The organism is Pseudomonas sp. GW821-FHT07F05, assembly GCF_059418765.1.
The window spans coordinates 104,874-130,599 of sequence record NZ_JBWKQL010000002.1 but is presented as its reverse complement, the minus strand read 5'-3'; the positions used below and the strand labels follow the sequence as shown (position 1 = coordinate 130,599).

The window sequence follows — 25,726 nt, the reverse complement described above, 5'->3', positions numbered from 1 at the left end:
CCGGTTGTGCGGCGTGCACGTGGGAATGGGCGAACCCGCCTGAAGGGGCTTGCCGTGCCGGTGGCCCTTTTGCTGTCGCTGGAAATTGCCGTCCGCGTGGGCTGGGTGCAGTCCTACCAGATGCCGGCGCCCAGCGAGATCGCCACGACGCTGACGGATCTGGCCGACGGCGCGCTGTGGAAACACATCGGCGCCAGTTTGACGCGGGTGCTGTCGGGGTTCGTGATCGGTGCGGGTCTGGCGCTGGTGTTCGCGGCGTGGGTCGGGCTCAGTCGCGAGGCGGAAGCGTATCTGGAGCCGACGTTCGCCGGCCTGCGCTCAATCCCGAGCCTGGCCTGGGTGCCGCTGTTGCTGTTGTGGCTGGGGATCGGTGAGACCTCCAAGATTGTGCTGATCGCCATCGGCGCGTTTTTCCCGGTTTACCTGAACGGCGTGGCGGCGATTCGCAACATCGATCGCAAGCTGGTGGAGGTCGGGCAGATATTTCGCTTCAGTCAGCGGCAGATGATTGTGCATGTGTTTTTGCCCGCCGCCCTGCCCGGTCTGTTCACCGGGTTGCGCTCGGGGTTGAGTCTGGCGTGGATGTTTCTGGTGGCAGCGGAGTTGATCGCCGCGACGAAGGGGCTGGGTTATTTGCTCAGTGACGGGCGCGAGACGTCGAGGCCCGATATTGTGCTGGCGGCGATCATTGTGCTGGCGGTGTTGGGCAAGTTGACCGATGGGGTGTTGGCGATGCTGGAACGGCGGTTTTTGGCCTGGCGGGATACTTTCAAGGGCTAAGATCAAGATCAAGATCAAGATCTAGGGCGTCTGCCTGGGGGCAGACTGTTTCGCCTTCGGCGAGTTACTTGGAAAAGCACCCCAAGTAACCAAAGGTGCTTGCTCTCGGTTGGGCCCTTCGTTCCTCAGGGTTCCTTCACTCCGGTCCCGCTCCGTGGGCCCGCTGCCATCCGCCATCCATGGCGGGGGGCAGCTCTCGCCGCATCCATGCGGCTCGGCCCACTCCACGAGACCTCCGTTCAGCCTGCACCAAAGTCGCGTTTCGCGGTGACCGGACTTTTTGTGTACGAAGATCAAAAGCAGATCAAAAGCAGATCAAGGGTAGATCAGTTGCCATGGACTTGTGGGAGTGAGCTTGCTCACGAAGGGGTCGGTACATTCAACGGATATCTGTTGTTTGAGATAAAGCATTCGCGAGCAAGCTTGCTCCCACAAGGAGGGGGACTATCAGCAAAAATGTCGGCGCCTGAGCTGGCCTCTTCCCGGCTAAAGCCGGTCCTACAGGGCGTACGCGGTGCTTTTGTAGGACCGGCTTCAGCCGGGAAGCCGTTGCTCTGCTTTTGATCTGCTTTTGATCTTCATGCACAAAAAGCCCAAACACCGCCAATCGCGACTTGGGTGCAGGCTGAACGCAGGTTTCGCGGAGTGGGCCGAGCCGCATGGATGCGGCGAGAGCGCCGTCAGGACAGGGATGTCCGTTCGGCGCGGGCCCACGGAGCGAGACCGGAGTGAAGGAACCCCGACGCAGGAGGGGCCCAACCAGGAGCAAGCACCCTTGGTTACTTGGGGTGCTTTTCCAAGTAACTCGCCGAAGGCGAAACAATCTGCCGTTAGGCAGATGCCCTTGACCACGTATTGACGCCCACAAAGATCTAGTGTCTCCTGAAACCGGTTTCAGAGCCCAACCGCTCTCCCCCATAAGCCTGCTGATAAATCCAATAAGGTCCAGGCCGTGAACAGCATCTCACCCCCGACGCGCACCCGCGTCACCATGAACGACGTCGCCGACCTCGCCGGCGTCTCCAAGGCCAGCGTCTCGCGCTTCATCGGCGATGACCGCCAACTGCTGTCTGATGCCATCGCCAAACGCATCGAACAGGCCATCGACACCCTCGGCTATCGCCCCAACCAAATGGCCCGCGGCCTCAAACGCGGCCGCACCCGCCTGATCGGCATGCTCGTCGCCGACATCCGCAACCCCTACTCCATCGCCGTCATGCACGGCGTCGAAACGGCCTGCCGCAAACACGGCTACAGCCTCGTCGTCTGCAACACCGACCGCGACGATGAACAGGAACGCCTGCACCTCGCCGCCCTGCGCTCTTACAACATCGAAGGCCTGATCGTGAACACCCTCGGCCATCACCTCGACGAACTGCGCGAACTGCACCGCGAACTGCCGATGGTGCTGGTGGACCGCAAGGTCGATGAACTGCACAGCGACCTCGTCGGTCTCGACAACGTCACGGCAGTCCGGCAGGCGCTGGATCATCTGCATGACGCCGGCTATCGCGATGTACTCATGGTCACCGAACCCCAGGACGGCACCAGTTCGCGGATCGAGCGGATGGACGCCTTCAAGAAACAGATCGCCGAGCGAACCGACATGCATGGGCAGGTCTGCGAAACCGGCGAATCATTACGCGATCGGTTGCGCCACTTCCTCGCGCAACAAGGCCCCGGCCCCAAAGCGCTGTTCACCGCCAACGGCGTCGCTACCTTGATTACCACCCGCCAATTGCATGAGCTGGGTTGTCACTTGTTCAACGACATCGGCCTGATCGCCCTCGACGAGCTGGACTGGTACCCGCTGGTCGGCAGCGGCATCACGTCGCTGGCCCAACCTACCCATGAGATGGGCATTACCGCCTTCGAATGCCTGCTCAATCGCCTGCGTGGCGATCAGGAGCCGGTGCGGCTGTACGACTTCCCCGCGCAGTTGATCGCGCGGGGCTCGACCCGACGACAGACCTGACATCCCACACAGATACCGCAGGTCAGACCCTGCACGCCGACGCGAACTTTTACCCGGTTCGCTCGTTCGAACAAAAATGTAACCGGTTTCAGAGGACAATAATAATGACCCTACCATCCGTTGCCATCAGCCTCGGCGCCTTCGGTGCCGATCGTGTACGTGCCCAAGGCCAGGCCAGTTTCATCCCGCTTTTGGTTGATGCCGGCGTCAAGCGTATCGAGCTGCGCGAAGAGCTGTTCAGCCCCGGCGTGCATGACCAGGACTTCCCTGCCCTTGCCCGCGCCATTCAGGCTCAAGGTCTGGAGTGCCTGTACTCGGCGCCCCTTGAGTTGTGGCTCGAAGGCGACACGCAACCGAACCCCGAATTGAAACCGACCCTGGAGCGCGCCACCGCGTGCGGTGCGTTCTGGCTCAAAGTGTCGCTGGGGCATTTTGGCGAGCACTGCGACGTCGCCGCGCTGGCCGATCGCCTGGCGCCCTACGACGTTCACTTGCTGGTGGAGAACGACCAGACCGAACAGGGCGGCCTCATCGAGCCGTTCGTGCAGTTCTTCGCGCAGATCACCACGCTGCAAATGCCCATCGGCATGACCTTCGACATCGGCAACTGGCGCTGGCAGGAGCAGTCCGCCCGCGACGCTGCCCGGCAGTTGGGCCGATACGTCGAATATCTGCACTGCAAGGCAATCTCCCGGAGCGCGTCAGGCAAGCTCATCGCCGTGCCGCCTGCTTCAATCGACCTGCAACAGTGGGAATTGCTCATCCAGCACATGCCGGTGAACCTGCCCCGCGCCATCGAGTACCCGCTGCAAGGCGGCGACTTGCTCCAAGTGACCCGAGATCAGGTTGCCCTGCTCGCCCGCCTCGGCCAGTCGCAATCAGCGCAGTCCCACCCCAAGGAAACGGAGGCGCTGAGCCATGTCTGAGATCGATATTCTCTCGTTCGGCGAAACCATGACCATGCTGGTGGCCGAGCAAACCGGTGACCTGGCGCAGGTTCGCCATTTCGAGAAACGCATCGCCGGTGCCGACAGCAATGTGGCGATCGGCCTCTCGCGGCTGGGCTTCAAAGTGGCGTGGCTGAGCCGGGTCGGCAACGATTCCATGGGCCGCTTCGTCACCGACAGCCTGCAACAGGAAGGCGTCGACTGCGCTCACGTCACCGTGGACGCCGCGCACCCCACCGGTTTTCAGTTCAAGTCTCTGGAGCTGGAAGGCGCCGACCCGGTGGTCGAGTACTTCCGTCGCGGCTCGGCGGCCAGTCACCTGTCGGTCAACGACATCGTTCCCGACCTGCTGAAGGCGCGGCACCTGCACGCCACCGGCATTCCGGCGGCGCTGTCCGACACCTGCCGGGAGCTTTCCCACGTGCTGATGACGCAAATGCGCGAGGCCGGGCGCAGCGTGTCGTTCGACCCCAACCTGCGGCCTTCGCTGTGGTCGAGCCAGGCGACGATGATCCGCGAAGTGAACCACCTCGCCAGTCACGCCCACTGGGTCATGCCGGGCCTGGCCGAGGGTGAATTGCTCACCGGTTTCGACACCCCGGCGGACATCGCCCGCTTCTACCTGGACATGGGCGTTGAGGCGGTGATCATCAAACTCGGCGCCAAGGGTGCGTATTACCGCACCCAGCTGAATGAGGCGTTCTTGCCCGGCGTGCCGGTGGCCAACGTGGTCGACACCGTGGGCGCAGGCGATGGCTTCGCCGTCGGGGTGATCAGCGCGCTGTTGGAAAACCTCGGGTTCGAGCAAGCCACTGCCCGGGGCAACTGGGTCGGCAGCCAGGCCGTGCAAAGCCGTGGCGACATGGAAGGCCTGCCCACCCGCGCCGCACTCGATGCCGCCAACGTCTCGGCAGGCGCCCGACGACAGCGCGCCTGAACCCTCACTTTCACACACACCGAACCTCCATCACCTGCTGCGACAAAAACAACATGCTCAGGGAGCCTGAAATGGACAAGCTGCTCGAATCCGTGAAACACGCCGGCCTCAAACGTCGCTGGCTGTTGATCATGCCCATCGTCTTCATCACCTACAGCCTGGCGTACCTGGACCGCGCCAATTATGGCTTCGCCGCCGCGTCGGGGATGGCCGAAGACCTGCACATCACCCCGGGCATGTCGTCCTTGCTGGGGGCGTTGTTCTTCCTCGGTTACTTTTTCTTTCAAGTGCCCGGCGCCATTTACGCGCAGAAGAAGAGCGTCAAGAAACTCATCTTCGTCAGCCTGATCCTGTGGGGCGGCCTGGCCACCCTGACCGGCATCGTTTCCAACGCCTACATGCTGATCGGCATCCGCTTCATGCTCGGGGTGGTCGAAGCGGCGGTGATGCCGGCCATGCTGGTGTACCTCTGCTACTGGTTCACCAAGGCTGAACGTTCCCGCGCCAACACCGTGCTGATCCTCGGCAACCCGGTGACGATGCTGTGGATGTCGGTGGTGTCCGGTTATCTGGTCGCACACTTCAGCTGGCGCTGGATGTTCATCGTCGAAGGCCTGCCGGCGGTGATCTGGGCGTTTATCTGGTGGCGTCTGGTGGACGAGCGTCCGGCCCAGGCCAAGTGGCTGACCGCTGAAGAAAAGACCGAACTGCAAGCGCGCCTCGACGCCGAACAGGTCGGCATCAAGCCTGTGAAAAACTACGCCGAAGCCTTCCGTTCCCCGCGCGTGCTGTTGCTGGCCGCGCAGTACTTCTGCTGGAGCATCGGCGTGTACGGCTTCGTGCTGTGGCTGCCGACCATCATCAAGAAAGGCATGCAGATGGACATGGTCGAAGCCGGCTGGCTCTCGGCCCTGCCGTATCTGGCTGCGGTGATCGGCATGGTGCTGGTGTCGTGGGCCTCCGATAAGACCCAGAAGCGCAAAGCCTTTGTCTGGCCGCCACTGCTGCTGGCCGCCGTCGCGTTCTACGGCTCCTACGCGCTGGGTACCGAACATTTCTGGTGGTCCTACTCGCTGCTGGTCATTGCCGGGGCCTGCATGTACGCGCCCTATGGCCCATTCTTCGCCATCGTCCCGGAAATCCTTCCGGCCAACGTCGCGGGCGGCGCCATGGCACTGATCAACAGCCTCGGTGCGCTCGGTTCGTTCGCCGGTTCCTACCTCGTCGGCTACCTCAACGGCGTCACCGGCACCTTGAGCGCGTCGTACCTGTTCATGAGCGGCGCGCTGCTGGTGTCGGTGGTGCTGACGCTGCTGCTCAAGCCAGACAGCAAGGCCCGGCCGCTGAGCGATAAGCCTGGCGTTGGTCCTGCGCCTGCCCACTCCTGATCGGGAAGCCTTTCAATGACTCACCATGTTGTGCTGTACAAAAAACTCTCGGCGCCATTGATGGAGCGCCTGCAAGCCCAGGCCGAGGTCACGCTGATCGATAGTCCGAAATCCAGCGACGGCCTCGCCCGCCTGCGCGACGCCCTGCCCCACGCCGATGCTTTATTGGGCGCGAGCGTGAAGCTGGACGCCGAACTGCTGGACCTGGCGCCAAAGCTGAAAGCGGTGTCCAGCGTCTCGGTGGGGGTCGATAACTACGACATCGAGTACCTGACGCGGCGCGGCATTCTGCTGACCAACACCCCGGACGTGCTCACCGAAACCACCGCCGACACCGGTTTCGCGCTGATCATGGCCACGGCACGCCGGGTGGTGGAGCTGGCGAACATGGTCCGCGACGGCCAGTGGAAGCAGAACATCGGGCCGCAGCACTTTGGTTCCGACGTGCATGGCAAGACGCTGGGCATCATCGGCATGGGCCGGATTGGCGAAGCGGTGGCGCAACGGGGGCATTTCGGGTTCGGGATGCCGGTGATTTACCACAGTCACTCACCCAAGCCGGCGGTGGAAGCGCGCTTTGACGCTCGCTATCGCAGCCTGGAAGACCTGCTGCGCGAAGCGGATTTTGTGTGCCTGACCGTGCCGCTGACCGCCGAAACCGAGGGACTGATCGGTGCCGATCAGTTTGCGCAGATGCGGCCGGAGACGATCTTCATCAACATCGCCCGCGGCAAGGTGGTGGACGAGCAGGCGCTGATTGCCGCGCTGCAGAACGGCCAGATTCGCGCGGCCGGTCTGGACGTCTTCGAGCAGGAGCCCGTGAATCCGGACTCGCCGCTGTTGCAGATGGACAACGTGGTGGCGACCCCGCACATGGGCTCGGCGACCCACGAGACCCGCGAGGCCATGGCCCGCTGTGCCGTGGACAATCTGCTGGCGGCCCTGGCGGGCGAGCGACCGAAGGATCTGGTCAATCCCGCTGCGTGGAATGGCTGATATCTAGCGGCCGTGGCGCTCCATTCGCGAGTAAGCTCGCTCTCACAGAATTGAGGTGAACTCGAGATTTCGGGCACGCCGCAGGACTTGTGGGAGTGAGCTTGCTCACGAAGGCGGTATTTCTACGCGCAGAAATTCAGCAGATTCACTGGCCTCTTCGCGAGCAAGCTCGGCTCCCACAGGATCGGGTTAGCCCCTCAAACTTGCGCACCCCGGACTTAACTCGTCAAATCACAAACTTTGCCACCATCGCTTTCAGATCAACCGCCAGTCGTGACAGCTCATGGCTGGCCGCGCTGGTCTGGTTCGCGCCCGCCGCCGTCTGCGCGGCGAGGTCGCGGATGTTGACCAGATTGCGGTCCACCTCCCTCGACACCTGCGCCTGCTCCTCCGATGCACTGGCAATGACCAGGTTGCGCTCGTTGATCTGCGCAATGGCTTCAGTGATCAACTCCAGTGCATCACCCGCCGAGCTGGCCAGGCTCAGCGTGGTGCGGGTGCTGTCGGTGTTGCGCGACATGGAGTGCACCGCCTCGCCGGTACGCGTCTGGATGCCGGCGACCATCTCTTCGATTTCCGTGGTCGACTGCGCCGTGCGGTGGGCCAGCGCACGAACCTCGTCGGCGACCACGGCAAACCCGCGACCCGCCTCCCCCGCACGCGCAGCCTCGATGGCGGCGTTGAGCGCCAACAGGTTGGTCTGCTCGGCGATCGAGCGAATCACGTCGAGCACCTTGCCAATATCACGGCCCTGGGCCGCCAGGCCTTCGACCAATCCGGAAGTGGCCTGGATCTGCTGGGTCATGTCCTGAATCGACTTCACCGTCTCGACCACCCGATCACGCCCCTGACGTGCGGCCTGATTGGACTGCTGTGACGCTTCGGAGGTCGACACCGCGTTGCGCGCGACCTCCTCAACGGCGGCAGTCATCTCGTTAACTGCCGTTGCCGCCTGCTCGATCTCGTTGTTCTGCTGCTGCAAACCGCGCGAGGACTCTTCTGTCACCGCGCTCAGTTCCTCGGCCGCCGACGCCAGCTGGGTGGACGAGCCGGAAATCAGCTCGATGGTCTGGCGCAGATTGCGCTGCATCGTTGCCAGAGCGCGCAACAACTGAGTCGCTTCGTCCTTGCCGTCGACCTCAATGGGGCGGGTCAGATCGCCCGATGAGATCTCTTCTGCGGCGCGAACTGCTCGGGTCATCGGGTTGACGATACTTCGGGTGAGCAACCACGCCAACATGATGGTGAGCAGGACGGCAACCACTGAAACAGCAATCATGCTCAGGTTGGCGCTGTCATATTCCGCTCTGGAAATCTCTCCCGCTTCAGTGGCGCTCTTCGTGTTCAGGGCGATCAACTGGTTGATCTGCACACCCATGAGGTCAGTGGCTTCTTTCATGCGGGTATTGATCAATGCGCGCATGTCCTCAACCTTATCTTGATGCGACAAGTCCAGCACTTTGGCCTGAATGTCGAGGAACGTTGCCAGCGTCGCTTCAAACTGGTTGTACACGGTCAGCTCATCAGCCTCGGCCGGGAGCGAGGCGTAGGCTTTTTTGGCTGTCTGCAACTTACCAATCAGTTCGGCGATCCGCGCATCGGTTTCGCGTAGCGATGTCGGTTCTCGGTTTACCAGCGTGCGAAACGAGGTGATGCGCAAGCGCAGGCTGTTCTCCAGCATCCCACTTAAATGGCCAATACTCGGCAGTTGATTGGACTCCATGTCGATGGCGGTCTGGCGTATCTGCGCCATCCTGTGAACCGAGAAAACGCTCAAGCCAATGACCAGTGCGGCAATGAACGCGAATCCCAGGAATGCGCGAGGCGCAATATTCATGTTTCTTATCGACATGGATGATCTCTCTGGAAGGCTGATGCTGCGTCGATTCTTTTAATTGACGCTCGCCTTGCTATCGGCCGCCCATCAACTTTCATGCGGGCGCCTTGAGCGTTTGGAGATATATATTTCTTCCACCTAACTCGTTAACGATGCTTTCAGATCGCTATAACGATTCAGCGCTGGTTCAAGCATGCATCCGCATATAAGCGATTCATGATAAAGATCAACGAAACATGAAATTCTCAATTGTGTAGGATTTATTTCCCGACACTGTCAGAACTCGGTGCTACCTTTACCTGACTCGTGGTCTGCGGGCCAGGCTTCCTCACGCGACGTGTCGATCGCTGCCGAAGCCTGAACAGACCTGCCGTTTTCCTACCCTGCGGAGCTTGTGAAGTGCTCGATTGAACGAGGTGGGTCCATGAACAAAGTGACATTCCCGAACGCCTGCCAGCTGATGCGCTGGCATTTTCATCCGGTGGGCTTCGAAGCCAATATGGACGCGCCCGGCAGTATGGTGGCCCGTCTTTTTGACCGGGCCAGCGGCGAGACCGTGATTGCCATCGCCGCCATTCCCTGCGCCACCGTGATGAACGCGACGGACGTGGAGCGCATCATCGAGGCCATTGAACTGGAGGTCGAGACCTTCATTCCAAGGCGCTCTCTGTACCTCAATCGGGCCTGACCACCTGGGCGTACTGCCCCTGTTCGACGGATGCGCCGAGTGGAGTGGCGAGTGCCGCAGCCCCTCGGCGATCGTCGAAAAATGCCTTGTCGCCTGCAACCCGTGCCGAGGCGCGCGGCATGTTCCCGTCGTCATTGCCCGCAGCGTCGATGAACCAGTAGCAGTGGCGAACGGCGCGGGTGATCGCCACATAGGCCAGGCGTAACACCTCATCTTTCTGCGCGTTGTCGAACGCTTCCAGATCCCCTTCCCGCCCCAGACCGGCCAGCTGATAGACCTGATTCTTGTACGGCGACTGCGTCAGATGCTGACAATCCCCGAGCAGAAACACGGCGTCGGCCTGTAGGCCCTTGGCGCTGTGATAGGTCAGTTGCTTCAGACGACGTTCCTGGGGCGGCAGCCTGTAATCGGCATCGGCAAGGTCCTGCAAGGCTTCCGGCAAGCGGCTGCGTTCGCTGCCTTTGCGGTACAGCAGCAGCACCGAGTCGCCGGCGTGGTAATGCTCGGTCAGGCTGGCCAGCAAACGGTCATCGTCGCGGTCCAGCACGATCACCGGCAGCAGCTCCTGCTCCGGGCCACTGGCGCGGGCCTTCTTGCCGCTGATCGCCGGCGCGGCACGCACGATGTGCTCGGCGGCGTCGATGATGTGCTGGTGGCTGCGGAAGTTGTCGCTGAGCATGACCTTGGTGGTCGCGGGCGAGGAAAACTCCTTGGGGAACTCCATGAAGAATTTCGGCGAACTGCCGCGCCAGCCGTAGATCGACTGCCAGTCATCGCCGACGCACAGCAGCGATGAACGCTGGGCACCGCGGCCCACATGCAGCGCCGGGCCGCGACTGCGGATCTCCCGCAGACTGGCGCGGATCCACGAGACGATTTGCGGCGAGACGTCCTGAAACTCATCGATCATCAGATGCGACAGCGGACGCAGCCCTGCATCGCTGACCAGCTTGAGGTTCTCCGGCGAGTTTTCACCGAACAGCGAGAACATCCGGTTGTAGGTCATCACCGGCGGTGATTGATCCAGCAGGTGGTTCTCGAAGGCCTTCCAGAACAGGCTTAGCGCTTCGAAGAAAAACCGGTCGGGGTCCTGATCGGAAAAGCTCATCTGCGCCACGGCGTCCGGCACATCCAGCCCGAGGTTTTCGATGAAGCTGGCGGCCGCGACAAAACAGTCCAGCAGCGGCGCTGCGCTCAGCTCGCCTTTGACTTTGTAATCGAACCCCGGCCCCGCCACGGCCGCGCCGGACAACGACTGCATCATCCCGCGCGAGGCTTGGTAGTTTTCCAGCCAGATGACCGGCTTGCGGCAAAACGCCTGAAACAAGGTGCGCTTGATCACCCACTCGGCCCACACCGGCAACTTGGCGTCCGGACGGCGCAGGTGTTGGTCTTCGCCGGGATCGAAACCGAGGACGATCCACGCATCCAGCTCGGCCGCATAGCCGTGGACGTGGAAGGTCAGGCCGCTGACTTCGACGGTCTGGCGCATCGGCTCGACGCCCTGAATAGGCCACGCACCGGCGCGAATCCACAGGTCTTCGATGACGTCGCACAGCTCTTCGTCGCGCTTGGAGGACAGGCCCATCACGGTGATGCGCTTCTGCACGTCCGGGTGATCGCGGTCCAGTTCCTTGAGTTGCAGCGACTGCCGGTACAAGGGCGCCATGACCTCGCGAAAACGCGGATTGGCGGCGTACAAATCCCGGTAGCACAGGTTCAGCTGTTGGCGCTGGGCGTCATTGATGCGCAAGTCGAAGGGGTTGCTGTCGGCGCTGTCGTCGAACAGCTGGCCGGACTGACTGCTGAGGTTCTCGAACGCCTGCAATTGCTCGAAACCCGGCAGGCTGCGCACCAGCGGCAGGATCCGCGAATGGAAAGTCCGCACCACCTCGCGGGCCTGACGCAGGGTCAGTTCATGGCCCCACAGCGCCATGATCTCGATGAGTTTGTTGATGAAATCCTTGCGCGACTCGCGGGTGAAGGTCACCACGGTCATCGAGTCCAGTTCAAAGCCCAGGTAGTGGTTCAGCAACAGCACACGCAACACCAGCGACGTCGACTTGCCCGCCCCGGCACCGGCAATCACGTAGGTCGATGGCGTGTCGCTGAAAATCATCTTCCACTGGGCAGTGGTGGGTTGCGCGTGAGCGGGCAGCTTCTCGGCGACGTCGGCCTTGATGCGCTTTTTCAGCTCGTTGGTCAGCGGCAGGCGCCAGTCGTCGAACAGGTGGTCGTCAACCCTCGGACCACGGTGCTCAAGGGGCCGGGTGTCGCGAATCACCAGCACCTGACGGCCTTCTTCGATGCCATCCAGGTGACCTTCCGCGTAACCCTCGTTCATGCCCTCGGCATGACCGTTGAGGTAGCCATCGGCGTGGCCCTGGTGCCACGACGGCACGTGCTGCGCCTGCATGCGCGACAAACCGCTGCCCATCATGCGGGCAACGAGCCGCTTGAAGAACGGCAAGCGTTCAGGGGTATTCAGGTCGGGAGGCAGTTGGTTTGGCTCGTTGGGTAGCTCGGCGGAAAAATCGTGCGGCACGCGGGCTCCGGATATCAGCGTTTTCGACAGGGCGCCTATGGTCGCCCCATTCGTGTTTCAGCTCCAGTGAAATGCTTTGCGGTCAGGGAGTTAGCCGATAAAGGGCAGCGTGTTTCTAGGCCCCATGATGGCCTACGTATCGAATTAACCGATCGCATTCATGCAGAACTTACGCTTTTTATCGATATTTAGTTGATAGATCATTGCTCCATCGACTGACAAGTCATCACCAGCGGCGCCCTGCCACAGGCCCGGCCCTGCTACGGAGGAACTGATCATGCTGCAACTTCGACCTTTCAAATCCCTTGGCGGCGCAGACCACGGCTGGCTGAATGCCCATCACCACTTCTCGTTCGCCAGTTACTACGACGAGAGCCGGATGAACTGGGGCCAGTTGCGGGTGTGGAACGATGACGTGATCGAAGCCGGCACCGGTTTCCCGCGTCACCCGCACCGGGACATGGAGATCATTACCTATGTGCGTGAGGGCGCCATTACTCACGAGGACAGCCTGGGCAACCGTGGCCGTACCGAAGCGGGCGATGTGCAGGTGATGAGTGCCGGCACGGGCGTGGCCCACAGTGAATACAATCTGGAGTCGAAGGAAACGCGGATTTTCCAGATCTGGATCATGCCGGACGAGGTCGGTGCTCCGCCGTCTTGGGGCGCCAAGCCATTCCCGAAAGGCGACCGCGAGGGTTTTGTGACCCTGGCGAGTGGCAAGGCGGACGATGATATCGAGCTGCGGATTCGGGCCAATGCCCGGTTGGTGGCTGCCAATCTGAAGGCCGGTGAGACGGCGGAGTACGTGCTGGATGCAGGCCGTCGGGCGTATCTGGTGCCTGCGACGGGCGTCATCGAGGTCAACGGCCTCCGTGCTGAAGCGCGGGATGGTGTGGCAGTTGAGGATGAGCGTGTGTTGCGGGTGACGGCCGTCGAAGACAGCGAGATCGTTCTTGTGGATGTGGCTTAAAAAGCCGTAAATCGAGATCAAGATCAAGATCAAGATCAAGATCAAGATCAAGAGCGTCTGCCTGGGGGCAGACGTTTCGCCTTCGGCGAGTTACTTGGAAAAGCACCCCAAGTAACCAAGGGTGCTTGCTCTTGGTTAGGCCCCTCGTACCTCGGGGTTCCTTCACTCCGGTCCCGCTCCGTGGGCCCGCGCCGAACGGACATCCATGTCCTGACGGCGCTCTCGCCGCATCCATGCGGCTCGACCCACTCCGCGAAACCTCCGTTCAGCCTGCACCCAAGTCGCGATTGGTGTCGTCCGGGCGTTATGTGTTTGAAGATCAGGATCAAAAGCAGATCAACAGCTTCCCGGCTGAAGCCGGTCCTACAGAACACCGCGTGCTTTTAGTGGGACCGGCTTTAGCCGGGAAGCTTTTGCTGTTGCTGTTGCTGTTGCTGTTGCTGTTGCTGTTGATCTTCTACGCGGTAGTCGAGACACCACAAATCGCGACTTGGGTGCAGGCCGAACGTAGACGACGCGGAGTGGGCCGAGCCGCATGGATGCCGCGAGAGCGCCGTCAGGACATGGATGTCCGTTCGGCGCGGGCCCACGGAGCGTCGTCGGAGTGAGGGAACCCTGACGAAGGAAGGGCCCAACCGAGAGCAGGCACTTTTGCTTACTTTTGGTGCTTTTCAAAAGTAAGTCGCCGAAGGCGAAATGTCTGCCCTTAGGCAGACGCTCTTGATCTTCGTACCTTCAAGGCGCTATCGCGCCGTCAACAAGCACCTGCGCCTCAGCTACTAGACGCTTCAGATGCTCCTCACCTTTGAAGCTCTCCGCATAGATCTTGTAGATATCCTCAGTCCCCGACGGCCGGGCAGCGAACCAGCCGTTCTCGGTAATGACCTTCAAACCGCCAATCGCCTGATCATTGCCCGGCGCCTTGCTCAGGATGCTCTCGATCTTCTCCCCAGCCAGCTCAGTGGACGTGACCTGCTCCGGCGACAGCTTGCTCAACAGCGCCTTCTGCTCGAAATTGGCCTTCGCCTCGACGCGGGTCGACACCGGTTCGCCCAACTCATCTGTCAACGCCTTGTACATCTCGCTAGGGTCACGGCCTTTGCGCGCGCGGATTTCTGCGGCCAGCAATGCCGGAATCAAACCATCCTTGTCCGTCGTCCAGACCGTCCCGTCGCGACGCAGGAACGACGCACCGGCACTCTCCTCACCGCCAAAGCCCAGCGAACCCTCGTACAACCCTTCGGCGAAGAACTTGAAGCCCACTGGCACTTCGTAGAGGCGGCGGCCCAGACGTTGGGTCACGCGATCGATCATCCCGCTGCTGACCACGGTCTTGCCGACGGCCGCATCGGCGCGCCAGTCAGGACGGTTCTGAAACAGGTAATCGATCGACACCGCCAGGTAATTGTTCGGCGCCAGCAGGCCGCCGGTCGGCGTCACGATGCCGTGACGGTCGTGGTCCGGGTCGCAGGCGAAGGCCACCTGGAAGCGGTCTTTCAGACCGATCAGGCTCTGCATCGCGAAATTGGACGACGGGTCCATGCGGATCTTGCCGTCCCAGTCCACGCTCATGAAGCGGAAGGTCGGATCGACGAACTTGTTTACCACTTCCAGATTCAGGCCGTAGTGCTCACCAATCGCCGACCAGTAACGCAAGCCCGCCCCGCCCAGCGGGTCAACGCCCAGGTGCAGGTTGGCGCCACGAATGGCGTCCATGTCGATGACGTTTTTCAGGTCAGCCACGTACGTGTTGATGTAGTCATGGCGATGGGTGGTGTCGGCGCGCAGGGCTTTTTCGTGGGTGATGCGCTGGACGTTGACGATGCGCTCGGCGAGCAATTCGTTGGCTTTGTTCTCGATCCACTTGGTGATGTGCGAGTCAGCCGGGCCGCCGTTGGTGGGGTTGTACTTGAAGCCACCGCTTTCCGGCGGGTTGTGCGAAGGCGTGATGACGATGCCGTCGGCCAGACCGGTCGTGCGCCCGCGGTTGTAGCAGATGATGGCGTGGGAGATCGCCGGCGTCGGGGTGTATTCGTCACCCTCGGAGATCATCACGTTGACGCCGTTGGCCGCCAGCACTTCCAGCGCCGAAGCGGCCGCCGGGGTCGACAGTGCGTGGGTGTCGGCGCCGAGGAACAGCGGGCCGTCGATGCCGTTGGCCTGGCGGTACAGGCAGATCGCCTGACTGATGGCCAGCACGTGCCACTCGTTGAAGCTTAATTCGAAAGAACTGCCGCGGTGCCCGGAAGTACCGAAGGCAACACGCTGGGTCGCCACCGACGCGTCGGGTTGGCCGGTGTAATAGGCCGTCACCAGACGAGGAAGATCGACCAGCAATTCTGCGGGCGCCATTTTGCCCGCGAATGGACTGATACTCATGCGAAACCTCCGTGGATGAAAAATAGGGAAATGACAAAAAGAAAAAGTCCCGACCAGGCGGGAAACGCCCTGAACGCCGCCTGAAATGCCAGTGACGCGGCAGTTTACTGGCAGTTGGACCGTGGCGCTCGGCTATCGATCCGTAACGCCTTGAGACAATTAGCTGCCCCACATCATAGCTGCCACCACACCGGTAACAGTTGCTGGATCTTGCGCTCGGCGAAGCGATCGTCGATCAGCACCACCACACCGCGATCGTCCAGACCCCGAATCACCCGGCCGGCGGCCTGCACCACTTTCTGCATGCCGGGGTACAAATAGGTGTAGTCGTAACCGGCGCCGAACAACAGGCTCATGCGCTGTTTAAGTTGCTCATTGACCGGGTTGATCTGCGCCAGGCCCAAGGTAGCGATGAAGGCACCGATCAACCGAGCCCCCGGCAGGTCGATGCCCTCGCCGAACGCCCCGCCCAGCACCGCAAAACCGATGCCCTGACTGGCCGGGGTAAAGCGATCGAGAAAGGCCTGCCGTTCGGCTTCGGCCATGCCCCGGGATTGTTTCCAGACAGGAACAGCCGGGTGGCTGCGCTCCATCAACTCGGCGACTTGCTGGAGGTAATCGAAGCTGCTGAAGAACGCCAGATAGTTGCCCGGCCAAGCTTCGAACTGCTGCGCCATCAGCTCGACGATGGGCGCCAGTGAGGCCTGCCGATGGGTGTAGCGGGTGGAAATGCGGCTGACGATTTCGACGTCTAGCTGCGACCGTTGGAACGGCGACTCGACGTCGACCCATGCCGTGGTGTCGGGCAGGCCCAGCAAGTCGCGGTAGAAATGCCGTGGATTGAGGGTCGCGGAAAACAGCACCGCACTGATCGCAGCAGTCAGGCGCGGACGCACAAACCCCGCCGGGACGACATTGCGCAGGCACAGCCGGGACAGCGACTTGCTGCCCAGTTCACGCTTGCTGATGTCGAACAGGAAATGCTCGTCGAACAGCTCGGCAATGCGACCGAACTGGATCGCCTCAAAGTAGAAACTCTGCAGCTCGCCGTTGGCCGCATGGGGGTGCTCGTTGAAGTAGTCGCCAAACGCGGTGATGCACAGGTTGAGACTGTTGAGAAACTTGGCCGGCGTGGCGGCGTAGGCCTGGTAAGGGGCGACTTGTTCCTTGTGCAGGGCATTCCAGTCGCGGTTGAGCCGCTGCAAGGCTTTTTTCACCGGCTCCGGCGCGCTCTGCCGCACCTGATTCATGCTGTGCTGATCGAGGGTCGCGCTGTACATCGACCGCGCTCGCTCGACCATGTTGTGCGCCTCGTCCACCAGCACCGCGACCCTCCACTGATTGAACTGGCTGAGCCCGAACAGCATGCCGCTGAGGTCGAAATAATAGTTGTAGTCGGCGATTACCACGTCCGACCAGCGCGCCAGCTCTTGGCTCAGGTAATACGGGCAGACCTGATGGCCCAGCGCGACCTCACGCACGCCGGCCTGATCGAGCCACGGCTTGATCATCGCCTCGCTGCGCGCCGCCGGCAGCCGGTCGTAAAAACCTTTGGCGAGCGGGCATGAGTCCCCGTTGCATGCTTTGTCCGGGTATTCGCAGGCCTTGTCCCGGGCGACCATTTCCAGCACGCGCAGGCTCAGCTCCGGCGCGCTTCGACCAATCACGCTCAGGGCATCCAGCGCCAGCTTGCGCCCCGGGGTCTTGGCGGTGAGGAAAAACACCTTGTCCAGCTTGCGCGTTGGCGCGGCCTTGAGCATCGGAAACACCGTTCCGATGGTCTTGCCAATGCCGGTGGGCGCCTGGGCCATCAAACAGCGCCCGGTGCTGACCGCCTTGTACACCGACTCGGCCAACGCCCGCTGCCCGGTTCGGAAATCGGCATGGGGAAATTTCAGGGCGCTGAGCCCATGGTCGCGAGCATCGCGATGGGCCAATTCCTGCCGCGCCCACTGCAGGAAGATGCCAGCCTGAGTTTCGAAAAACCCCTGTAACTCGGCTGCCGTGAAACGCTGCTGAATGAGGGTTTCCTGCTCACTGATGATGTTGAAATACACCAACGCCAGATTGACCTCGGCCAGCTGCAACTGCTGGCACAGCAGCCAGCCATAGACCTTCGCCTGGGCCCAGTGCAGCTGCCGGTGGTTGGCGGGCAGACTGCTCAGATCACCGCGATAGGTCTTGATCTCCTCGAGCTGGTTCAGCGCAGCATCGTAGCCGTCCGCCCTGCCCCGAATCCTCAGCTCATGAAACACCCCGCTCAACGCCACCTCAGCCTGATACTGCGGCCCCCGCCGCGCCGCCACCGTCCGATGCCCGGCAATCCCTTCCTGCGCCGTGGGCGACGGCGTAAACCGCAAATCCAGATCCCCCGCCTTCGCCGTGAACTCACACAACTCCCGCACCGCCACCCGGTAACCCGTTTCCGGATCGACAGCCGCCACCGCCACAGGCTCGACAGGAGCTGCGCGGGTATCGGGGGGAAGAGCGGAAATGGAAGTCACTGAAAGGCTGGCCGTTGATCGGAACACTGGACGGACGTACAGATAACAGCTCAATGCCGGCGAGGCAAACGGAAATGGATTGGCGGACAGATTTCGGCGCAGAGCGCCAGGGGATGCATACCCACGCAGAGCGTGGGGACGATCAACGCGTGCAGTCAGGAGCTGGTTTCAACCATCCCAATTGATGGCGCACCTACCGGCCTCTTCCCGGCTAAAGCCGGTCCCACTATAAAGCAGCGCGTGTAGTCAGTGAAATTGGTGGCGGTCACACCGGCCTCTTCCCGGCTGAAGCCGGTCCTACCAGGGAAGCTTTTGATCTGCGCAGCGCTTTTGATCCTCATACACAAAAAGCCCAGACACCGCCAATCGCGACTTGGGTGCAGGCCGAACGCAGACGACGCGGAGTGGGCCGAGCCGCATGGATGCGGCGAGAGCGCCGTCAGGACATGGATGTCCGTTCGGCGCGGGCCCACGGAGCGTCGTCGGAGTGAGGGTATTCCGACGAAGGAGGAACCCAACCAGGAGCAAGCACCCTTGGTTACTTGGGGATGGTGCGACTTTCGACTTTTCCAAGTAACTCGCCGAAGGCGAAACCGAGGCCGTTAGGCCGACGCCCTTGATCTTGATCTGAAACCCTACGCCAGCCGCTCTTGGACCAACGCATTACGAACAACCACCAGCATCGACTCAATATTCTGATCCCAATCCACCGTCCCGCTGATCCGCACACACTGCTGATGCAACCCCCGCACACTGAACAACTCCCCCGGGGCCACAACAATCCGCTGCTCCAGCAACCGATTGAACACCCGCCCCGTATCCACCCGATGCACACTCTCCAGCCAGAGCGAAGCACCACCCCGAGGACGCACAAACGCCACCTCATCCCCCAGATACGCCTCCACCCCGCTTGCCAACTCACCGACCCGCTGCTCAAGACAGCCACGCAACTCCCGCATGTGCCGATCAAGCTGCCCCGACGCATACAACCGCGCTATCGCCTTCTGCCGAACCGGCGGCAAACGGAACGAACGCAACACCCACTGCTGATGCAACAGCGCTCGCGAATGCCGGCTCAACAAATACCCGAACGGCGCCTCCAGCCCGATCATCTTGTCAAACGCACCCACCACCAGCAGCCGCTCCGGATCAATCAAATCCCGGAACGGCGAACGGTCCTCCTCGAAACACAGGGCCCCATGGGTATCGTTCTCCAGCACCCACAACCCATGCAGATTCAACACCTCCGCCAACCGCGCCCGCTGGGCGGAAGGCATCAATTGCCCGCGAATCGGGTCCATCTGCGATGACACAATCGCCATCTTCACCGCTTCCCGCTGGATCACCGCGCTCAGCTCATCGACGTCGATTGCCCCCTGGGCGTCGGTGCAGACTTCAATCACCCGAATCCCGTACGTCTGCAGCGTGCGCAGGATGCTCCAGCCGCACGGCGACTCCACCAGCACGGCGCCGTCGCGCAGTTGCAGCGCTTCAATCACCGTCTTCAGCACGCCGGTCTTGTCCGGCCCGATGAACACGTTGTCCGGGTGCCAGCAATGCTCGGTGGACGAGGTGTAGTGGCCGGCCAGCGCCGTGCGCAACTCGACATCACCGAAGGGCTGAAAACGCGGGTCGGGCTGGCAGGGATAGTGACGCATGAGGTCGCGCTCAACGCTCAACAACGCGCCGTGAAGCGACAGCAACAGCGTCGGCTCGTCGGCGCCGAAGACGAACATGTCCGGGCGCCGGGCGCTGGCATGAAAACGCGTGAACACGTCATCGCCTTCCAGCGGCATGTCGTTGCAGGGGTTGGGCAGCGCGAAATAACCGGACTTGGGCACGGAGCAGATGCGCCCTTCTTTTTCGAGCAGGCTATAAGCGTTTTGCACCGTGGAAATCGACACCCGCAGCCGCCGCGCCAGGAGCCGCAACGAGGGCAAGCGCACGGCCGGTCCGGCGGACAGTTCGTTGGTCAGCCTGAGCAGGTAGCGGTACACCATCTGATAGGCAAAGTCGGTCTTGTTGTTATTCATCGAGCACCCCTTCCGTGCGCCAGGCGCAGGGTCATTGAGAAAGCGCCCCGTCGACCACCCGAGGCTCAACGCATCACGTCGCGTCAGTTCACCTCGCAGCGTTCAACGCCCCGAAATCAGTTCCGTGGTCAGGGCGCCAGTGTGCGGATCGACCGTCGCCACCCGGCGCTTGTCGGGATCGCTGGCGCGGACCCGGGCGATGATCGAACGGTCGTCGTTGAGGTCCACGTGGCGCTTGGCGTAGAGCGATTGCAGCCCCTTCAGGCTCAGGCCGCTGACTTCCACCAGCCAGTGCGGCACCAGGTCCGGGACGAGTTGCCCGGCGAGGGTCTTGTGCAGATCACTGAGCCCCACCAGCATGCCGGGGTGATAGCGGCGCAGGAAGTCCTCGAGCCGTGCGCCGGCGTCCACAAATGGCGAGAACAGCAGGCACACCCATTGGGTCTCGCCCAGGCCGAAAGCCTCCTGGCCGTAGCCTTCGGCAAGCTGCCGGCGATCGTCGATTTTTTCCGGGCTGTCGTAGGCGGCCAGCGCCTGGGCGATCAATCGGGCAGGCATGCGTTTGCGGCGCATCATGGCCGCCGCCAGCTCCAGGTACTCAGCGATGCCATCGCTGTAGGCACGCCCTTCAATAAATTCGGCCTTGAGCCCGCGCAGATGGGCCATCAGCAGTGGATTGGCGCAGTCCGATTCACTGAAGCTGAACGCCAGGTCATCAAAGCGAAACCCCAGAAAATCAGTGAGCAGCCCCCAGTGTTCCTCCGTGCGAAAGCCGATGAGGTCCGCGGCGGTCAGCAAGGTCGGGGCAATGGTTCTGTTCGGGTAGACCGGGGGCCGGCAGCAGCCCGACGCTTCCGCCGACTCGCCGTACAGCTCCTCGTAATAGGCGCGCCCGACACTGTCGATGACGCTTAATGCCCCGCTGAAACCCAAGGTGTGCCAGGGCTCGATTTTCTGCCCACCATGGCGCGCCAGACGCATGATCCAGGTCGCGTACTGCTTCTGCTCCTTGAGCGAGTCGCCGCTGATCACTGCATTCACCCCGCCCCCCAACAAGCAGCGCGAACCATGAAGTCCGCCATGCCCAGGTAGCAGCTGTTGCAGAAGGTAGTCCGCGCATCGCCAGCCGTCAGATGCCCGCCCAGCAGCACGTCGGAGCGATTCTGCTCACGACCCGCGGTCGAAAAAGGTAAATCGGGCTCGAAAATCTGCACGTACTGGTGATCGATCACCAACAGCTCGACCCTCGGGTCGTCGTGGAGAAACAGCGCCGAATAACAGCGGTCGATGTTGCCCATCACCGCCGAAGTAATGCCCGCATGGCGCATATTGGCGACCCGCAGCCTGAACGTTGCCGGCCCCCGTGCGGCGATGCTCAGTTGAGCGGCACGCAACATGGCCACGGTATAGGCGCTGTCCTTGCCGCCGCTGAATGCCACCAGCACTTTATAGCCGCCGATCCTGTCTATGCCGCCCGCAGCGACGATCAAACGCTGGATCAATAACTGAAGGGCGGTTCGTTCGTTGCGATTTAAATAACCCGAGAGGCGTTGTAGCACTTGCTGATAGACGTAGTTCATGGCTTGTTCGTGCATTGAACTCATGGCTTCAATACCCGACGACTGATCAGCGCGGCAACACTGTTCCCTATTGTTGGCTTGATATCCATACATGAGGGAGTTCCGATAGTCATGAGTGCAGCTGGCCGGTTATCAGGCAAAGCAGAGGGCGGCAGGTCAACAGGCATCGACTCGTTCCTTGAGCATGTAATTATTGAAACTATTATCGACGCATCCGAAACAATTACAAGCCAGCTACTGCCGACACGTGAAGGTTCTCTTTTCGACAAATCCGAACAGCAATTAAACGAGGACGTTTAAATAAGGGTTTATTAAAACGAACAGCCCATTGATTTAAAAAGACTTATCAACCACACACTGGGATGATTGATCAATAAATTAAACACCCAATAAACAAAAAAGCCTTCCAGAACATTCGGGAAGGCTTGAGTGATACAACGTGACCCGTGACTGACAGGGCGGATACCTGGAACCCGGTCTCCGACACCTCAATCCCGACACCAGGTCAAAAGCGTCGAGCATTCAATGAGCGCGATGGTCTGCACTCAGGATGGATCAACCTCAACCACCACGCGACCGCCCACCGGGCAACCGTCCATCAAACGGTGCGCCTCGACCAGTTGATCGAAGGGGAACACCTTGGTGATCTGCGGCACCAGCATGCCATCTGCCGTCATCTGGTTGATGTCGCGCAATGCACGCTTGATCGCTTCTTCGTCCTGCTTGATGCCCAGTTCAGGCTTGCCGGTGAAGTTGCCAACGCAGTGGACAAAGAACTGTATGTTCTTCTGGAACGCTGCACACGCCGGGAATGGCGTCTGGTTGCCGCCTTGCAGGCCATAGAGAATCAGGCTGCCCCGTGGCGCGAGCACATCACCCAGAATCGACATCTGCGGGCCGCCCAGACCGTCGAGGACAATGTCCACGCCGCGGTTGTCGGTGTAGCGGTTGATCGTCAGAAGCAAATCCTCTTCTTCGGTGACGATCACCTTGTCCGCACCCATTTTCAGCAGGTATTCGCGGCAGGCGTCGGTCTTGGTCGCGGCAATCACCTTGATACCGAGCGCCTTGCCCAGTTGCAGAAACGCAGGGCCCGCGCAGTGGCTGGCATCGGTGACCAGCGCCGTTTGCCCGGGTTTGGACCGTGCCAGTTCAACGAAAGCAAAGTACGCCACCAGCATCGGCGTGTAGTGAACGGCCGCCTGATTGGGCGTCAGCACATCCGGGTAATGCGTCACGGAGGTGCGAGGCAACAGGATCAGCTCGCCGTAGACCGGGTACACATTGACGTCAGCCGAAGGGAAGCTGGCAACCTTGTCGCCGACTTTCAGGTCGGTCACGCCATCGCCAATGGCGGTAATGACGCCCGCCATTTCGGAACCCAGACCGGCCGGCAGGCGAGCCTGGGATGAAGCCAGATTTTGTCGCCACAGCACGTCGTACCAGGTGACGCCGATCGCCTGGACGCGCACTTGCACCTCACCGGGTGCAGGCAACGCGACCGGCAGCTCTTCTACTTTGAGCACCTCGGCCGGACCGAACTGATGAAAACGGATCGTGCGGGACATTTCGAACCTCGCCTTATGAACCTTGATGCCATGAACTCTATCCGGGCGCCGCCGGTAACACTATCAGTGGCTATTAATAGTCGACATGCCTGCCATCGATTCTGATGGTGCAGGCAGCGCTGAATCTCAAGCGGCCGTCCCGGGCCTGCAGGGCGCACATTGTTGGGTGCGCACCGCGACATTGCAACCCGGAGGCCAAATATCGATGAATCCCTTGTTCCACGCTGGCTGCGTCGCCCCGGATTACAAAGGGCCAGTATGTAGGCATTGGTGTGTTTTTACTCGTCAAGGTTTCATCGACGACTGTCGGCGGCATGGTACGAAGCTCATTTACAGGGATGCAGGAAAATTCAACGATGCAGACAACCGGTATTTACCCGTAATATCCCTGCCTGAGCTGAACACGTGGCGCGCGTCTGGGCCGCCAATGTATCGACCAATGCCCCCGAGACCCCCGTCATGAATCGCAACGACCTGCGTCGCGTCGACCTCAATCTGCTCATCGTTTTCGAAACACTGATGCACGAACGCAGCGTCACCCGCGCTGCCGAGAAGCTGTTCCTCGGTCAGCCGGCGATCAGTGCGGCGCTGTCGCGATTGCGCGGGCTGTTCGACGATCCGCTGTTCGTGCGCACCGGGCGCAGCATGGAGCCCACGGCGCGGGCCATCGAGATCTTTGGCCTGTTGTCCCCTGCCCTGGACTCCATTTCCACCGCCGTCAGCCGCGCCGCCGACTTCGACCCGGCCACCAGCACGGCAGTGTTCCGCATCGGCCTGTCCGATGAAGTCGAGTTCGCCCTGCTGCCCTCGCTGCTCAAGCGCCTGCGCTCGGAGTCGCCCGGCATCGTGCTGGTGGTGCGCCGCACCAACTACATCCTCATGCCGGCGCTGCTCTCCTCCGGCGAAATCTCCATCGGCGTCAGCTACACCGACGACCTCCCCGCCAATGCCAAGCGCAAAGTGCTGCGCCGCAGCAAACCCAAACTGCTGCGCGCCGACACCATGCCGGGGCCGATCACCCTGGACGACTTCTGCGCCCGCCCCCACGCCCTGGTGTCCTTCGCCGGCGACCTGGGCGGCTTCATCGACGAACACCTGGAAAAAATCGGCCGCAAGCGCCACGTCGTGCTGGCGGTTCCGCAGTTCAACGGGCTGGCGACACTGATTGCCGGGACCGACATTGTGGCCACCGTGCCGGACTACGCCGCCGCCGTGCTGACGGCTGCGGGTGGTGTGCGCTCGGAAGAGTTGCCGATTGAATCGCGTACGTTTGAGCTGCACATGGCCTGGCGCGGCTCGCAGGATAACGACCCTGGGGAAAGATGGTTAAGGTCGAGGATTCAGATGTTTTTTGGGGATCCGGATAGTTTGTAATGAATGGCCCGACACATTGATTGAAGAGCAATCCCAACCATGAAAAATCGGGCACCCTACTGCGTGCTGTTTACTGTGATGCTTTCACTGTTGTGCCAACCCGCGCTGGCATCATCGTGGCAAATCTGCAGGATGCAGTTGCGCATTACTGATGTCGTGACAAACCCATTTCCCAAGTTGCAGGCCGAGATCCTGAAAGTAAGCGTAAAGACGGCCACGGTTATCTGTCCCGAGCAAGGGACGACTCTCATGTTTACGCCGGAAACGTCGGACTATCAGGCGGTACTTCCACGCCGAAGCTGGCCTAAGAGAGGGCAAGTGGTGCGCTTTGATTACCGGTACCTGGACGGCACCTGTAAAGGCGACGGTAACAGCCATCCCTGCCGCATCCAGCACTACTCGCTGCCAAGGGATTGAACGTTGAATCATAAAAAATTACTGGGCTATCTTCCGCGCGATCTGGTTGAGCCGATTACCCATGACGTTGCGCAGGCGACTGCATGGGCGATGCTTGACCCTGAAAAAAAACCACATGAAGTTGTGACTGCACAGGTGCTCAAGCGGGTGTTCCTGCGTTGGGATTGCGTGCTGAAAGGGCCTAGTGATGAGGCCAACTCACACTACAAAGACCTTGTTTACCTGACGATGGCGGCGGTGCTCCATCGTCACGGATTTTGCGATGAGGCATTGACCAGGACTGCGCTGGACGCGGTCGACACGCTTAATGAGCATGTCGTGCTGAGCGATACCTTCGAACGTAACAGCGACGCCATCAAGGCGCTGCTGACTTCGCCACCGACCCCCTTGGTACGACGCCCACCTATACCCAAAAACCTTACGTTCTGGCGAGAGGGCGACGCGGCGTCCGTACAGATTGGCGAATGGTTCTATGCGATCTACGTCCATGAGATTCTGGGGAACCACGAAGCCCCGATAGTCGAGATATACGATTTCACCTCACGCCAGCGCCCAGAGCCTGAAGACCTCAGGCACTGCAAGGCCAAGGGGCAGCGCTACAATGATGGCGTGATGCATATCGACCGTCGCGCGCCTTATGGGCTGCGGGATGTGCCAGACAGGGCCAGGCAGTTTCAGATCCTCGCCACCGGCTTGCCCGCGCCCCGTGTTGATCATTTGCAACCGTCGATTGGGCTGTTCGCCGTCAGTGATCCGTTCACCCTTCTGCAAGACATCCAGCACGCGTTTGGTCACGATTGAACAG

Annotated in this window: 18 protein-coding genes and 1 pseudogene; 12 read left to right on the top strand and 7 right to left on the bottom strand. The window is 61.2% G+C overall.

The window, feature by feature from the left end; all coding sequences use genetic code 11:
* Positions 1-6: 6 nt before the first annotated feature.
* The 6 genes from AC07RO_RS04790 (at position 7) to AC07RO_RS04765 (ending at position 7,023) form a co-directional block, all read left to right on the top strand.
* Positions 7-780 carry an ABC transporter permease gene (locus tag AC07RO_RS04790; protein WP_495085739.1) on the top strand — a complete coding sequence of 258 codons (774 nt, stop codon included), beginning with the start codon at positions 7-9 and terminating at the stop codon, positions 778-780.
* Between the two features lie 991 nt (positions 781-1,771).
* Positions 1,772-2,755: a LacI family DNA-binding transcriptional regulator gene (locus AC07RO_RS04785; protein ID WP_495085738.1), complete on the top strand. Its 984-nt coding sequence runs from the start codon at positions 1,772-1,774 to the stop codon at positions 2,753-2,755.
* A gap of 104 nt (positions 2,756-2,859) precedes the next feature.
* Positions 2,860-3,681 carry a sugar phosphate isomerase/epimerase family protein gene (locus AC07RO_RS04780; protein WP_423571206.1) on the top strand — a complete coding sequence of 274 codons (822 nt, stop codon included), beginning with the start codon at positions 2,860-2,862 and terminating at the stop codon, positions 3,679-3,681.
* Complete coding sequence (locus tag AC07RO_RS04775) at positions 3,674-4,639, top strand: sugar kinase (RefSeq protein ID WP_495085404.1); 966 nt, start codon at positions 3,674-3,676, stop codon at positions 4,637-4,639. Before AC07RO_RS04780 ends, AC07RO_RS04775 begins: the two co-directional genes overlap by 8 nt.
* A 71-nt stretch (positions 4,640-4,710) precedes the next feature.
* Positions 4,711-6,027, top strand: coding sequence for an MFS transporter (locus AC07RO_RS04770; RefSeq protein ID WP_423571202.1), 1,317 nt, complete (start codon positions 4,711-4,713; stop codon positions 6,025-6,027).
* Positions 6,028-6,042: 15 nt separating this feature from the next.
* Complete coding sequence (locus AC07RO_RS04765; protein ID WP_495085403.1) at positions 6,043-7,023, top strand: 2-hydroxyacid dehydrogenase; 981 nt, start codon at positions 6,043-6,045, stop codon at positions 7,021-7,023.
* Between the two features lie 226 nt (positions 7,024-7,249).
* Here the strand turns inward: AC07RO_RS04765 and AC07RO_RS04760 are convergent, their stop codons facing one another.
* Complete coding sequence (locus AC07RO_RS04760) at positions 7,250-8,875, bottom strand: methyl-accepting chemotaxis protein (RefSeq protein ID WP_495085402.1); 1,626 nt, start codon at positions 8,873-8,875, stop codon at positions 7,250-7,252.
* 409 nt (positions 8,876-9,284) lie between these two features.
* On the opposite strand from AC07RO_RS04760, the gene AC07RO_RS04755 reads away from it, so the two are divergent.
* On the top strand, positions 9,285-9,548 hold the full coding sequence (locus tag AC07RO_RS04755; protein WP_197983975.1) for a DUF1652 domain-containing protein: 264 nt from the start codon (positions 9,285-9,287) through the stop codon (positions 9,546-9,548).
* Here the strand turns inward: AC07RO_RS04755 and AC07RO_RS04750 are convergent.
* A complete protein-coding gene (locus tag AC07RO_RS04750) occupies positions 9,535-11,988 on the bottom strand; it encodes a UvrD-helicase domain-containing protein (RefSeq protein ID WP_495085737.1) in 2,454 nt (817 codons plus the stop codon). The two genes, AC07RO_RS04755 and AC07RO_RS04750, sit on opposite strands and share 14 nt — an antisense overlap.
* A gap of 382 nt (positions 11,989-12,370) precedes the next feature.
* On the opposite strand from AC07RO_RS04750, the gene AC07RO_RS04745 reads away from it, so the two are divergent.
* A complete protein-coding gene (locus tag AC07RO_RS04745; RefSeq protein WP_346625909.1) occupies positions 12,371-13,066 on the top strand; it encodes a pirin family protein in 696 nt (231 codons plus the stop codon).
* A gap of 308 nt (positions 13,067-13,374) precedes the next feature.
* On the top strand, positions 13,375-13,674 hold the full coding sequence (locus AC07RO_RS04740) for a hypothetical protein (RefSeq protein ID WP_495085401.1): 300 nt from the start codon (positions 13,375-13,377) through the stop codon (positions 13,672-13,674).
* A gap of 127 nt (positions 13,675-13,801) precedes the next feature.
* On the opposite strand, the gene pgm is transcribed toward AC07RO_RS04740, so the two are convergent.
* The 4 genes and pseudogenes from pgm to AC07RO_RS04720 all read right to left on the bottom strand — a co-directional run bounded on the left by pgm (position 13,802) and on the right by AC07RO_RS04720 (position 21,586).
* Positions 13,802-15,445 carry a phosphoglucomutase (alpha-D-glucose-1,6-bisphosphate-dependent) gene (gene pgm, locus AC07RO_RS04735; RefSeq protein ID WP_495085400.1) on the bottom strand — a complete coding sequence of 548 codons (1,644 nt, stop codon included), beginning with the start codon at positions 15,443-15,445 and terminating at the stop codon, positions 13,802-13,804.
* Positions 15,446-15,618: 173 nt separating this feature from the next.
* The gene (locus AC07RO_RS04730) at positions 15,619-17,889 is read right to left on the bottom strand and encodes an ATP-dependent DNA helicase (protein ID WP_495085736.1); all 2,271 of its coding nucleotides are present in this window, start codon (positions 17,887-17,889) and stop codon (positions 15,619-15,621) included.
* A 695-nt stretch (positions 17,890-18,584) separates the two neighbouring features.
* The gene (locus AC07RO_RS04725; protein ID WP_495085399.1) at positions 18,585-19,982 is read right to left on the bottom strand and encodes an aminotransferase-like domain-containing protein; all 1,398 of its coding nucleotides are present in this window, start codon (positions 19,980-19,982) and stop codon (positions 18,585-18,587) included.
* A gap of 102 nt (positions 19,983-20,084) precedes the next feature.
* Positions 20,085-21,586: pseudogene (locus AC07RO_RS04720) on the bottom strand (hypothetical protein).
* 87 nt (positions 21,587-21,673) lie between these two features.
* Between AC07RO_RS04720 and AC07RO_RS04715 the strand changes: the two are divergent.
* Complete coding sequence (locus tag AC07RO_RS04715) at positions 21,674-21,862, top strand: hypothetical protein (protein ID WP_495085398.1); 189 nt, start codon at positions 21,674-21,676, stop codon at positions 21,860-21,862.
* Positions 21,863-22,107: 245 nt separating this feature from the next.
* Here the strand turns inward: AC07RO_RS04715 and AC07RO_RS04710 are convergent, their stop codons facing one another.
* On the bottom strand, positions 22,108-23,130 hold the full coding sequence (locus AC07RO_RS04710; protein WP_192173642.1) for a zinc-dependent alcohol dehydrogenase family protein: 1,023 nt from the start codon (positions 23,128-23,130) through the stop codon (positions 22,108-22,110).
* A 459-nt stretch (positions 23,131-23,589) separates the two neighbouring features.
* Here AC07RO_RS04710 and AC07RO_RS04705 point away from each other — a divergent pair, with 459 nt between their 5' ends.
* Together AC07RO_RS04705 and AC07RO_RS04700 are read left to right on the top strand one after the other, a co-directional pair.
* Positions 23,590-24,504: a LysR family transcriptional regulator gene (locus tag AC07RO_RS04705; RefSeq protein WP_192173641.1), complete on the top strand. Its 915-nt coding sequence runs from the start codon at positions 23,590-23,592 to the stop codon at positions 24,502-24,504.
* 420 nt (positions 24,505-24,924) lie between these two features.
* Positions 24,925-25,722 (top strand): hypothetical protein, encoded by a 798-nt coding sequence (locus tag AC07RO_RS04700; RefSeq protein WP_495085397.1) that lies wholly within the window; start codon positions 24,925-24,927, stop codon positions 25,720-25,722.
* The last annotated feature ends 4 nt before the right edge of the window (positions 25,723-25,726 follow it).